Source organism: Alloalcanivorax marinus, assembly GCF_016906305.1.
GTDB classification, from domain to species: domain Bacteria; phylum Pseudomonadota; class Gammaproteobacteria; order Pseudomonadales; family Alcanivoracaceae; genus Alloalcanivorax; species Alloalcanivorax marinus.
On sequence record NZ_JADDOL010000026.1, the window covers coordinates 25,983 to 38,532 of the forward strand.

Below are 12,550 nucleotides of genomic sequence, written 5' to 3' on the forward strand. Positions count from 1 at the left end.
AAGCCGCTCCTACAGTCGCATTTACGACCGTAGATGCATCGGCTGGGCGGTGCGGGGCAAATCGCCGGCGCGACCCAGGGCCCGGTGCATGAACGCCTGCCGGGCCGGCGCCAGCCGGTTGACCAGGTTCAGACCGCTGTTGCGCAGCCAGCGCACCGGCAGTTCCCGCCGTTCGAACAGCAGCTTGAAGCCGCGCATGGCGTTCTGCATCAGCAGGTTGTCGGCGCGGCGGCGGCGTTCGTAGCGCGCCAGCACCGCCGGGTGGTCCACCGCCACGCCCGCTTCCCGGGCCCGTCCCAGTTCCTCCGCCAGCACCGCCGCGTCCAGCAGGCCCAGGTTGATGCCCTGCCCGGCCAGCGGATGCACCACGTGGGCGGCGTCACCGATCAGTGCCAGCCCCGCCGCCACATAGCTGCTGGCGTGGCGCTCCTGGATCGGAAACACGAACCGCCGGCTCACCGGCCGGGCCGTGCCCAGGGCCTGGCCGCTGGCCTGTGAGAGCGCCACGCCGAAGGCGTCGTCGTCCAGGGCCATCAGTTGTTCCACCCGGTGTGGCCAGGCGGACCAGACGATGGAGCACTGGTGGCCGTCTCCGCCGCTCTGTTCAGGGAACAGCGGCAGCAACGCCAGCGGCCCGGAATCCATGAACACCTGACGGGCACAGGCGCCGTGGGGCCGTTCGGTCTCGATGGTGCAGACGATGGCCTGGTGGCCGGTGTCGCGCAGGCCGTCGGGAATGCCGGCCTTGTCGCGGACCCGGGAGCGGGCGCCGTCGGCGCCGATCAGCAGGTCGGCGGTAAAGGTCTCACCGCCGGCCTCCACCCGCCAGCGGCGGCCCTGCCGCTCGAGGGCGGTGGCCGCCCGGTCGCATTGCCAATCCAGCGCGTCCCGTTCCCGGGCGGCGTCATAAAGGGCGGCGGTGAGATGGTCGTTTTCCAGCAGCCAGCCCAGATGCTCGGCGCCGGCGTCCGCCGCGTCGAACGCCACCTCGCCGGTGCCGTCCTGGTCCCACACCCGCATGGAGGTGTAGCCCTGCACCCGCTCCGGGCGCAACCGCTCCCACACGCCGGTGTGCCGCAGCAGCCAATGGCTGGCCTCGCTCAGGGTGGACACCCGCGCCGCCGCCGGCCCCTCCGGCCAGGCCGGCGCCGGGGCGCCGTCCAGCACCCGCACGGTGAAGCCCAGGTCCGCCAGCAGCAGCGCCTGCAGCCCGCCGGCCATGCCGCCGCCGATGATCAGGATGTCGGTGTGGGGGGGTTCTTTCATGGCGTGTGCGTCTGACATTCTCATAGCCCCATGGCCCGGCGGGCGAAGCTTTTGCGAGCCGCAGGGAACAGATCCAGCCCCAGCAGGCCGAGCTGGCGGGTGTGGGCAAACAGCGGGTGGCGCACGCGGAACAGTTCCGGCAGCCAGCGGGAGGCCTGGCCGATGTCGGTCTGGTCGCGGCGGCGTTCGGCGGCCCAGGCGGAGAGCCGGTCCAGGCGGCCCGGGTCCGGCTGGCCGCCGACCCGTTCGGCGAGCAGGGCCAGATCCCGGAAGGTGAGGTTGAAGCCCTGGCCGGCCACCGGGTGCAGGGTGTGGGCGGCGTTGCCCACCACCGCGCCGAACGGCACCGCCTGGCCGCAGGCCTCGGTGAGAATCAGCGGGTAGCGGTGCCGCTCGCCCACCCGGGCCAGCCGCGGCGAGGCGCCGCCCACCCGCTGGCGCAGGGCGGCCAGGAAGGCGTCGTCGTCCAGGGCCATCCAGGCGTCCACCTGGTCCCGGGGGCCGGTCCAGACCAGCGCCTGGCGCTGGTCTGGCAGCGGCAGCAGCGCCAGGGGGCCATCGTCGAGAAAGCGCTCGAAGGCCACGTTGCCGTGGGGTTCCGCCAGCCCCAGATTGGCGATCAGGGCGTCCTGGCCCAGGTCCTCGTGGCGGGCGGTGATGCCCATCCAGTCGCGGGTCTGGGAGCGGGCGCCATCGGCGGCGATCAGCAGCGGCGTGTCCAGGGTGGCGCCGTCGTCGAAGGTGGCGGTGTAGCCCTGTTCGTGGCGGCGGATGCCGGTGACGCGGGCCGGCGCGCGCAGGGTGATGGCCGCGTCCGCTTCCACCGCGCGCAGCAGCACATGGCCGAACCAGCGGTTCTCGACCACCGCGCCCAGCCGTGGCAGGGCGTGCTCCCCGGCGTGCAGCCGGGTGATGCCCAGCCGCTCCCGCCGCGACACGTGCACGGTCTCGATGCCCGCCGCCCGCTCCAGCACCGCCTCCAGCAGCCCGAGCCGCGCCAGCGTCGCCAGGCTGCCGGCGGACAGCGCCGTGCTGCGGGCGTCGAAGCTGGGCGTGTCCGGCGGCTCGCCGGCGGCGATGGCATGGCTCTCCACCAGCGTCACCGCCGGCGTGCCGTGGTGACGCAGCAACAACGCCAACGCCGCCCCGGCCATGCCTCCGCCGATGATCAGCGGCGCGCCGCCGTTCACGCGCGCGCCTCGCGCATCAGCGCTTCGATATCATCGATGTCCTTCGGCACATCCCCGGTGAGCACCTCACACCCGTCTTTCGTGACCAGCACATCGTCCTCGATGCGAATGCCGATGCCGCGCCAGCGTTCCTCCACGGTGTCGTCGTCCGGGGCGATGTAGAGGCCCGGTTCCACGGTCAGGGTCATGCCCGGTTCCAGCTGGCGCCATTCGCCGCCCACCCGGTAGTCGCCCACGTCGTGCACGTCCAGGCCCAGCCAGTGGCCGGTGCGGTGCATGTAGAAGCGCTGGTAGGCCATTTCCTCGATCAGATCGTCCACCTTGCCCTTGAGCAGGCCGAGATCCACCAGGCCCTCGGTGAGGATGCGCACCACGGTTTCGTGGGGCACGTTCCAGTGATGGCCCGGGTGGGTGTCGGCGATGGCCGCGTACTGGGAGCGCAGCACCAGCTCGTAGAGGGCGCGCTGCTCGCCACTGAAAGTGCCGTTCACCGGGAAGGTGCGGGTGATGTCCGAGGCGTAGTTTTCCAGCTCGCAGCCGGCGTCGACCAGCACCAGGTCGCCGTCCTTCAGCTCGGCGCTGTTTTCGATGTAGTGCAGCACGCAGCCGTTGGCGCCGCCGCCGACGATGCTCGGGTAGGCCGGGCTGCGGGCGCCGTGGCGCATGAATTCGTGCAGGTATTCCGCTTCCAGCTGGTACTCGTACAGGCCCGGGCGCACCGCCTTCATGGCGCGCACATGGGCGCCGGCGGAGATTTGGCCGGCGCGGCGCATCAGGTCCGCCTCCGCCTTGCTCTTGAACAGCCGCATATCGTGCAGCAGATGGGAGAGTGCCACGAACTCGCCGGGGGGCTGGGCGCCGGTGCGCACCCGCTCGCGGATGGCGTTGACCCAGCCCATCAGGCGGCGGTCGAAATCGGCGTCGCGGCCCAGGTCGTAGTAGACCCGGTTACGGCCTTCCACCAGCCCCGGCAGGATGTCGTCGATGTCGTTGATGGGGAAGGCGTCGTCGGCGCCGTACTCGGCCACCGCGCCTTCCTGGCCGGCCCGGTAACCGTCCCAGATTTCCCGGGCGCGGTCGCGCTCGCGGCAGAACAACACGTATTCGCCGTGCTCGCGGCCGGGCAGCAGCACCATCACCGCTTCCGGTTCGGGGAAGCCGCTCAGGTACCAGAAGTCGCTGTCCTGACGGTAGGGGTGCTCCACGTCCCGGTTGCGGGTGCGTTCCGGGGCGGCGGCCAGGATGGCGATGCTGTTGGGCTCCATCTGCGCCATCAGTTCGGCGCGGCGTTGCTGGAATTCCTCGGGGCGAATGCTCATGGGGCTCCTTTCAACGGTGGCGGGCGGCGGTGGCGCGATTGAACGCAGCGCGGCCCGGCTCAGTGCCGGGTGGGTTTTGAGTGAGCGTCGTCCGGTTTGGACGCCGGCTTCATCACCAGGTCGGTGTAGATCATCAGCGCCGACACCCGGCAGTGCTCGGTGACCTGCTCCAGCAGCTGTTCCTGCTCCTCATCCTCCTCCTCCGGGGTGCTCACCTGGCTGATCGCGGACAGGTCGGAGAGCGCTTCCTGGACACCGGGGGACAGCTGGCTGTCGTTGATGCCGGCGGCGCCGGTGCCGAAGCCCACCAGAAAGCCCTCGGCCCACTGGCCCAGAGCGGCCACGCGCAGGCCCAGCTCTTCCTCATCGCCGGGCAGCAGCAGCACCAGATCCAGGCCGGTGCCGGCGAACCCGTCGCGGGCGGCGTCGCGCCACAGGATCAGGTCGCCGCCCAGGTCCGCGCCCAGGCCCTGGGGCTGTTCCGCGTGGGCGGAGAGGATGCCCAGCAGGCTGGCGTCCTCCTGGCCGTGGCCGGTGGCGAGCAGCCCGCAGATGACCCCGTGCAGTTCGCTGGGGGAGGTGGCCAGACCGGCGGCGGAGGCGGCCTGGGCGAGGCGTTCAAAATCAGGCAGATCGGACATCGGATTCTTCAGTAACTCTTTGCAAAAAGGCGCTAAGTGTCTCTCGCACCTTGGAATTTCGTTGACCCTTACAGGGGCCCCACCTATAGTACAAAAAGCCGCCAATGGGCGGTCAACGGGGCCCGGATCGGGGGCTGACCCAGGGGCGTAACATTAGGCGAACAGCGACCAATTTGCCATGACGACGGATCAACAACTCCGGCAACTGGAAGCCCGTGTGGACGAGCTGTTGCGGATCTCGGCGCATTTGCGTCAGGAGAATCGCCTGCTGCGTGAACGCGAGACCCGTCTGCTCGACGAGCGCACCCAGCTGATCAAGAAAAACGATCTGGCGAAAAGCCGCGTGGAGGCCATCATAACGCGCCTTCGGTCCCTGGAGCAGGAGGATTCATGAGCGGCAGCTCCCTGGTGATTCATCTGCTGGACAAGGAATACCGCGTGGCCTGCCCGCCCGGCGAGCAGGATAACCTGCTGCGCGCCGCCCGCTATCTGGACGAACAGATGCGCGAGGTGCGCCAGGCCAATGTGATCGGGCTGGAGCGCATCGCCATCATGGCGGCGCTGAACATGAGTCATGAGCTGCTGGAAGCCCGTGAGCACCTGGACAGCGACGCGGACAGCGATGCCCGGGTGGAAGGGCTGCTGAGCCGGCTGGAAAACGAAATCCGCGCCTTCGAGGAAAGCCAGACACCCACGTCTGTCAAGCCCTGACCGTTCACGTCCTCCCTGTTATACTCCTTCCCAAGTGCTTCCTGGACCGTGCGCCAGACGGGTTATGTCCCTGAGCCGATGCTTTACCCCAAGGGGATCGAATTGGCGTGCCTGTGCGCATGTCCGCCTTCGAGCGGAAAGCCTGAGGGCATTAGCCTGAGGTCTCCGCCTTGAACCTTTCGGTTCAAGGGCCACACCCGCAGCGGCGGTTCGGGAGGCACGCTTTATTTCGGGCAACCGCCCCGTGTAGGAGCGGTCCTTGGACCGCGATGGCGGCGCCAGCCAAGAACACCTCGAAGTTCGAGTTGAAAGTTAAAAGTTGAAAGTTGAAAGAAAAAAGGGGCGCCCGCCCCGTCACTGATCGCCTCCCCATGAGCCACTCCAACCCTTCAAGAGCCTCCCTGCGGCGAACCCTTCGCGCGCGGCGCCGTGCCGTGCCCGCTGGCGAGCGGCGGCGGGCGCAGCGGCGGCTGGCGGAGAATCTGCGGCGGGCCCTGGGGCCGCGCCGGGTCCGGCATGTGGCGCTGTATCTGGCCGGGGACGGGGAGCTGGATCCGCTGCCGGCGCTGGCGCAGGCGCGCTTCCAGGGCGCGCGGCTGTATCTGCCGGCGCTGGACCGGGTGCACCGGGGTCGGATGCATTTCCGGCTGTGGCGGCGGGAGCGGCGGTTGCGCGCCAACCGTTTCGGCATCGGCGAACCGCCACGGCGGGAGCGGGCCCGGGCCGCCTGGGCGCTGGACGCGATGCTGGTGCCGCTGGTGGGATTCGATGACCGGGGGCATCGGCTGGGCATGGGCGGCGGCTTTTACGACCGCGCACTGAGTGACCTGGCGCGCCGGCCCCGGCGTCCACGGTTGATCGGTGTGGCGTTTGAGTTCCAGCGGCTGCCCCGTGTCGACGACGCGGAGTGGGACCGGCCGCTGGATCAGGTGGTCACGGACTCGAGACGCTGACCTTCACGCCCGCCGAATTGGCGAACCGTTCCAGATCGGCGTCGTTACCGCCGTGGGTCAGCGTGCTGACCAGAACCCCGAGAGCAAAAACAAAAGCAAGAACGACGAGGGCGTCGGGCTTTTTCTTCATTACGCTGCGAATCCCCAAATGATGATGCCGGCGACCGGAACGGTCCCGCGGCGCGGTACTGTATTCAACGGAACCCCGCTTTGTGTGGCGCCGGCCGGCTGCCGCCGCGACGCCGATGCGGTGTTTCCCGTATCCCCGTGCCCTAAAAGGGCGAAAGTCTTGAGATGGTACGACATTTTTTTCGTAACACAATGAGACGTAGGTCAAAATTCAACAGCAAAAGCCCCTGAGGTCAAGCAGTTACAGGGCAATGCTCACGCTTCTTAACAAAACTACCGGCCAACTCACCAGCTTCACGGCCCCGCATACGCAGCTTTCTGCGCATCGTCTCATCCTTGAAAAGGCACCGGAAGCTTGGGACCCGCCCTGCCCCGTTTTAGTTCAAAAACAGGCGATAGGCCGGGTTGTCGCTTTCTTCCACCATGGGGTAAGGCACCTTTTTCAGGTCCTTGCGCAGGTTGCCCCGGTCCCCGAACGGCACCTGGAAACCCACCAGCACCCGTCCATAGGCGGCCCCGTGGTTGCGATAGTGGAACAGGCTGATGTTCCACTTCTGGCCCAGGGACATCAGGAATTTCAGCAGGGCGCCGGGGCGCTCCGGAAACTCCACCCGGAACAGCATCTCGTCCAGGTCCTGGCGCGAGGTGTGGCCGCCCACCATGTGGCGGATGTGCAGCTTGGCCATCTCGTTGCCGGTCATGTCCACCACCGGGTAGCCCGCCTCGCGCAGTTCCTCCAGCAGAGGAGCAAGGTCCGTGCCACCCGGGCGGATCTGGATGCCGACGAAGATGTTGGCCTCGTGGTCGCCGGCATAGCGGTAGTTGAACTCGGTGATGCTGCGGCGCCCCACCACCTGCAGGAAATTCCGGTAGGCACCGGGCTTTTCCGGAATCGTCACCGCCAGGATCGCCTCGCGCTGCTCGCCCACTTCGGAGCGCTCGGAGATGTGGCGCAGGCGGTCGAAGTTCACGTTGGCGCCGGACTGGATCGCCACCAGGGTCTGGTTCTCCACCCCGTGCTTGTGCACCCAGTTCTTGAGGCCGGCCAGGGCCAGGGCACCGGCGGGCTCGCACACCGCCCGGGTGTCCTCGAAGGAATCCTTGATGGCGGCGCAGATTTCATCGGTGGTGGCGGTGATCACCTCGTCCACGGTGTCCTTCAACACCCGGTAGGTTTCCTTGCCGATCTGCTTGACCGCCACGCCGTCGGCGAACAGCCCCACCTCCGACAGGGTGACCCGGCGCTTGCGCTCCAGAGCGGCCTTCAGACAGGCGGCGTCCTCCGGTTCCACGGCGATGATTTTCACGTCCGGGCGCACGTACTTCACGTAGGCGGCCACGCCGGCGGCCAGACCGCCGCCGCCCACCGGGATGAAGATGGCGTCCAGCTCGCGGCTCTGCTGGCGCAGGATCTCCATGCCCACGGTGCCCTGGCCGGCGATCACGTCCGGGTCGTCGTAGGGGTGCACGAAGGTCAGGCCTTCCTTCTCTTCCAGCTTGCGGGCGTGGGCCAGGGCTTCGTCGAAGCCGTCGCCGTGCAGCACCACCTTGCCGCCGCGCTGGCGCACCGACTTCACCTTGATCTCCGGGGTGGTGCGCGGCATCACGATCACCGCGCGCACGCCCATGGCGCTGGCGGCCAGGGCCAGGCCCTGGGCGTGGTTGCCGGCGGAGGCGCAGATCACCCCACGTTCGCGCTGGGCGTCGGTGAGCGCCGCCAGCTTGTTGTAGGCGCCGCGCAGCTTGAACGAAAACACCGGCTGCAGATCCTCCCGCTTGAGCAACACCCGGTTGCCGATGCGCTTGGAAATCAGCGGCGCGGCGTGGATCGGGGTTTCGTGGGCCACGTCGTAGACGCGGGATTGGAGAATCCGTTTCACGTATTGGTCAAGCATGGGGCATCCGAAGCTGGAAAAGGCGCGAGCGCAAAGGCGTAGTTTACGGTCCGGCCCGGCCAAGCGTCCACCGGACCACCGCCCGTGGCGGCCTGTATCCGCACCGCCCGGGCCCGTATAATCCCGCCGTCGCAACGAGGATGGATCGCATGGATCAGGACGCGCTCAAGAAACTGGTGGCCGAAGCGGCGCTGCGCTACGTGCCCGAGGGCGAGGTGGTGGGCGTGGGCACCGGCTCCACCGCCAATCATTTCATCGACGGCCTGGCCGCGCTCAAGGACCGTATTCGCGGCGCCGTGGCCAGCTCCGAGGCCACCGCCGAGCGGCTGCGCGGCCACGGCATTCCGGTACTGGAGCTCAACGACGTGGACCGGCTGCCGGTGTACGTGGACGGCGCCGACGAGGTCAACGAACACCGGGAAATGATCAAGGGCGGCGGTGGTGCCCTCACCCGCGAGAAAATCGTGGCGGCGGTGGCCCGGGAGTTCGTCTGCATCGTCGACGCCTCCAAGAAGGTGCAGCGGCTGGGCCGCTTCCCGCTGCCGGTGGAGGTGATCCCCATGGCCCGCTCCCACGTGGCGCGCAAGCTGGTGGCCCTGGGCGGCCGGCCGGAGTATCGGGAAGGGTTCGTCACCGACAACGGCAACCTGATCCTGGACGTGCACAACCTGGATATTCTCAATCCCATCGAGCTGGAAACCACCCTCAACAACATCACCGGCGTGGTCACCAACGGCCTGTTCGCCCGCCGCCCGGCGGACGTGGTGCTGGTGGGTGAAGGCGGCGGCGTCTCCGTCTACTGATCACGGGCCCGCAGGGGCCCGGTTTGACCGCCCGCGACCGGGCGGCTTGACCCTTCACGACTTCCCGCCGGGCGTTCCCCCGCCCGCTTTTACCGTGCGGTAACGTTGCGCTACCCGGTGGCAACGTTCCGCAACCTTGCTCCGCTTCCGCGTACGGTTTCCAACCTTTTTCATACGGCAAAGGCCACCGCTTTTGTTTTATGAATTGCATATGAAGTAATCAGAGATAAGTCCAATAACGAGGTGCTCTCATGCGTCCTACCCTGACAATAGCCACTCTTGGCGCCACCCTGGCGCTGGCCGCCTGTGGTGGCGGCGGCGGTGGCGGCGGCGGCGAACTGACGCCGCGCTCGCCCACCAGCAGCCAAGCGCTGTATTACTCCTACCCCCTGGACCAGCAGGAAGACGTGGCGCCGAACGCCCCGGTGGTGCTGCGCTTCGGCGCGCCGGTGAACGCCGCCAAGGCCAACTTCCGCTTCACCGACGCCGACGGCAATCCGGTGGACTTCGACCTGCGCGCCGTGGACAACGGGCGCGGGGTGGTGCTGCAGCCCACCGAGGCCCTGCGGCCGATCACCAATTACGGGGTGGCCCTGCGCGACGTGATGCTCAACGGCGACCAGGTGGTGTTCCCCAATGACGGCGTGCTGGAATTCACCACCCGCCCGGCCCTGGAAGGCCCGGTGACGCTGCAGCAGGAAAGCCCGGCGTTCGAGGTAGCCAGCATTTTCCCGGACGACGAGCAGTTCATGACCGTGGACTTCTCCTCGTTCCGGCTGCGCACCAGCCATCCGCTGGACGAGAACAGCGCGGTGTACGGCGACACCGTCAAACTGATGCGCGGTGACGAGCTGGTGCCGGCGCTGCTGATCGCCAAGGGCAACGCCCTGACCGTGGACCCGCTGCAGGACATGACGCCGGGGGACACGTACCGGCTCACCGTGGAGGGTCTGCGCAGCCGCTTCGACGAAACCATCGAGCCGTTCCAGCGGGAAGTGCGGCCGCTCAACACCGCCTCGCCCACCGGCGAGCGGGCGACGCTGGTCACCGAGGTGCCGGCGGCGGACCCGAGCCTGGGCTGCCTGGACGACAACGTGCGCACCTCGCCGCTCACCGGCGAGCCGATCAACTGCGTGCCGGTGAAGGGCACCCTGCTGCAGGACCAGACCGCCTCCAAGCAGACCGGTAACGTGTTTGGCGAGCTGGCGTTCCAGCCCAATTTCCCCCAGGTCACGCCGCTGCGCGTGGCGCGCGGGTCGCGATTGGTGGGTGACGCCTTGGAAGTGTTCATCGGCGGTCAGGTGCCGGTGGGCTTCGACTCCGGCGCGGTGACCGTGGAAATGATCACCGACGCCACCGGCTATCTGTTCCCCAACCCCAACTCCATTGACGTCAATGCGCCGCGCAACCTGCGCCTGTTCATGGACGTGGCCACCACCACCGCCGACGCCCGCGCCAACGGCGCCTTTACCCAGCATCTGGTGCATCTGGAACTGATCGGCCAGGCCAGCGTCAGCGACGGCCGGCTGCGCGCCGACGCGCTCACCGTGGTGGAGCCCCGGGTACTGGGCATCGAGGATCATCACGGCCTGCTCAGCTTCCGCATGGAGTCCTACGAGGACCAGGTCAACGCCCCGGAACCGGAGCAGGACAACACCGGCCCGCAACTGCAGGCGGTGACCCAGAACGGCCAGCTGCGCCTGTCCTGGCAGCCCGGTGACTTCGCCGACCGCATGGTGCCCGGTGAACCCATCGTGCTGCAGTTCGACGAAACCCTGGACCCGCTCAGCATCACCGAGAACGGCACCCTGCGCCTCACCAAGGGCGGCGCCCCCGAGCCGTTCTCCTGGCGCCTGAACGGCAACGCCCTGATCATTCACCCGGATGATCCGGTGAACTTCGGCGTGCAATACGCGGTGACCGCCACCTCCGGCATCACCGACCTGGCCGGCAATGCCCTGCGGCCCATCGACCGGATCAACGGCGGCGACACCCTGACCTTCTCCCTGCCGGAATACGTGGAAACCGAGGACGGCGAGAGCGTGGTGCGCGGGCCCTTCGCCATGGTGGTCTACCCCGGCTTCCCGTGCGCCAGCAGCGATGAACTGAACCTGGGTGACTTCAACGGCCAGGGCAGCCAGGGCGTGTGCCTGTCCTCCAGTTCCGACAGCGAGCAGGTGGCGCTGGACCGGCTGCCCATCGACGCCATGCCCGCCAACCGGCCGATCCGCGTGCGCTTCTCGCAGAACATGGACCCGGCCACCCTGACCCTCGGCGAAAGCTGCGGCAGCGGCGGCGTGCGCGTGGAGCGCATCGACCAGAGCGGCGTCTGCCAGGGCACCGTGCCCGGCGTGCTGCAGATCGAACCGCGCGCCATCAGCTTCGTGCCCGATCAGCCCTGGGAAGAGGGCGCCCTGTACCGCTACACCCTGGCCTCGGAGAGCAACGGCTGCACCGGCGACGCCCTCTGCTCGGAAGCGGGCCTGCCCCTGCAGACCGCCCTGCTGCTGGGCGGCGACCGCACCGCCGGCGGCCCGGACATGGACATCGTGTTCCGCGGCGCGGCGGCCAATCTGGACGTGTTCCAGGAACTGAGCAACCTGCCCAGCGTGGACGTGAACGCCAACTTCGCCGTGGACGAGGGCGAGTCACCGATCACCGACGACGACGCCCCCACGCCTTCCAACGCCACCCGCATCCTGCCCCGGGAAGGCGACAGCGGCGACGGCCTGATCGTGGCCGCCAACACCGGCTGTGGCTTCGGCGGCGCGCCGCCCTACGGCGAAGGGCAGCAGGAGGACTGCAACGCCCAGCGCCTGCTGTACATCGCCGGCGCCCTCAACACCGACATCCTTGGCTACGAGGACGAGCCGGACCTGCCGCCGGAACTGAGCCGTGGCCAGGGCGGCGTGGCGGTGCGCATCTACCCGACCACGGTGGCACTCACCAATCTGGACACCACCGCCATCATCGGCGTGGAAGTGGACACCACCAACGGCGACACCTCGCTGAGCGATCTGCCGCTGCTGGGCGGGGTACTGGACGGCGTGCTCAACACCCTGGGTGATGTGCTCGACCTGCTGGGCCTGGAAGATCCGGTGCTCGGCCAGCTCGGCGAGCTGGGCCTGATTCCGCTGCCCACGGCCACCGGCCCCAACATCATGCGCGTGCGTTACGAGCCGGACGAAAACGGCAACCGCACCCGGGCTCCGGTGGGCTACATCCTGCCCGGCGACAACCCGGCCGCCGGTGACCCGCCGCGCTTCGTGATCCAGTTCGACCTGCTGTTCGACGCGCCGGCCCTGAGCCTGCCGCCGACCCTGGACCACAACGTGAAAAGCCTGCCCATCGACCAGATCACCCTGGAAGGGACCCTGGACTTCCTGCCCGATGGCCGGCTGTTCATCGCCCTGGAAAACCAGCAGGCCAAGGACGTGACCCTGGACATCACCGCCGCGGAGGTGCTGCCCGGCGGCAAGGTGAATCTGACCATTCCGGTGGGCGGCATCAACCTGAGCTACCAGAGCACGTCGATCCAGAAGTAGCGTCACCGGAAACAATCGAAAGCCATAAAAAAGGGGCCCCGCGGGGCACTGCTGTCCCACAGTTGGCGGCCTCACAGGGCGAACCTCATTTGAGGTTC

General features: G+C 68.2%; 11 protein-coding genes and 1 other RNA gene. 6 read left to right on the forward strand and 6 right to left on the reverse strand.

Annotated features, from left to right (window positions below):
• Positions 1-21 precede the first annotated feature (21 nt).
• Genes IM760_RS16650 through IM760_RS16665 form a run of 4 tightly spaced genes read right to left on the reverse strand, consistent with a single transcriptional unit; the run spans position 22 to position 4,416 of the window.
• Entirely contained in the window at positions 22-1,266 is a 1,245-nt protein-coding gene (locus IM760_RS16650; RefSeq protein WP_204431380.1) for a UbiH/UbiF/VisC/COQ6 family ubiquinone biosynthesis hydroxylase, read from the reverse strand.
• Positions 1,267-1,286: 20 nt separating this feature from the next.
• Entirely contained in the window at positions 1,287-2,456 is a 1,170-nt protein-coding gene (locus IM760_RS16655) for an FAD-dependent monooxygenase (protein WP_338021410.1), read from the reverse strand.
• Entirely contained in the window at positions 2,453-3,775 is a 1,323-nt protein-coding gene (gene pepP, locus IM760_RS16660; RefSeq protein WP_204431381.1) for a Xaa-Pro aminopeptidase, read from the reverse strand. The genes IM760_RS16655 and pepP overlap by 4 nt, the downstream gene beginning before the upstream one ends.
• 59 nt (positions 3,776-3,834) lie before the next feature.
• Complete coding sequence (locus IM760_RS16665) at positions 3,835-4,416, reverse strand: UPF0149 family protein (RefSeq protein ID WP_204431382.1); 582 nt, start codon at positions 4,414-4,416, stop codon at positions 3,835-3,837.
• A gap of 178 nt (positions 4,417-4,594) precedes the next feature.
• Between IM760_RS16665 and IM760_RS16670 the strand changes: the two genes are divergently transcribed.
• The 4 genes from IM760_RS16670 to IM760_RS16685 all read left to right on the forward strand — a co-directional run bounded on the left by IM760_RS16670 (position 4,595) and on the right by IM760_RS16685 (position 6,080).
• Positions 4,595-4,810, forward strand: coding sequence for a TIGR02449 family protein (locus IM760_RS16670; RefSeq protein WP_161382493.1), 216 nt, complete (start codon positions 4,595-4,597; stop codon positions 4,808-4,810).
• Entirely contained in the window at positions 4,807-5,127 is a 321-nt protein-coding gene (locus IM760_RS16675; protein WP_204431383.1) for a cell division protein ZapA, read from the forward strand. The genes IM760_RS16670 and IM760_RS16675 overlap by 4 nt, the downstream gene beginning before the upstream one ends.
• 35 nt (positions 5,128-5,162) lie before the next feature.
• Positions 5,163-5,348: non-coding RNA, 6S RNA (gene ssrS / locus IM760_RS16680), on the forward strand.
• 213 nt (positions 5,349-5,561) lie between these two features.
• Complete coding sequence (locus tag IM760_RS16685) at positions 5,562-6,080, forward strand: 5-formyltetrahydrofolate cyclo-ligase (RefSeq protein WP_338021411.1); 519 nt, start codon at positions 5,562-5,564, stop codon at positions 6,078-6,080.
• Here IM760_RS16685 and IM760_RS16690 read toward each other — a convergent pair.
• Positions 6,061-6,210: a hypothetical protein gene (locus IM760_RS16690; RefSeq protein WP_204431385.1), complete on the reverse strand. Its 150-nt coding sequence runs from the start codon at positions 6,208-6,210 to the stop codon at positions 6,061-6,063. The two genes, IM760_RS16685 and IM760_RS16690, sit on opposite strands and share 20 nt — an antisense overlap.
• Positions 6,211-6,586: 376 nt before the next feature.
• Entirely contained in the window at positions 6,587-8,104 is a 1,518-nt protein-coding gene (gene ilvA / locus IM760_RS16695) for a threonine ammonia-lyase, biosynthetic (RefSeq protein ID WP_204431386.1), read from the reverse strand.
• Positions 8,105-8,253: 149 nt separating this feature from the next.
• Between ilvA and rpiA the strand changes: the two genes are divergently transcribed.
• Together rpiA and IM760_RS16705 are read left to right on the forward strand one after the other, a co-directional pair.
• Positions 8,254-8,907, forward strand: a complete 654-nt coding sequence (gene rpiA / locus IM760_RS16700) for a ribose-5-phosphate isomerase RpiA (protein ID WP_204431387.1) — start codon at positions 8,254-8,256, stop codon at positions 8,905-8,907.
• Positions 8,908-9,158: 251 nt separating this feature from the next.
• On the forward strand, positions 9,159-12,452 hold the full coding sequence (locus IM760_RS16705; protein ID WP_204431388.1) for an Ig-like domain-containing domain: 3,294 nt from the start codon (positions 9,159-9,161) through the stop codon (positions 12,450-12,452).
• Positions 12,453-12,550 lie beyond the last annotated feature (98 nt).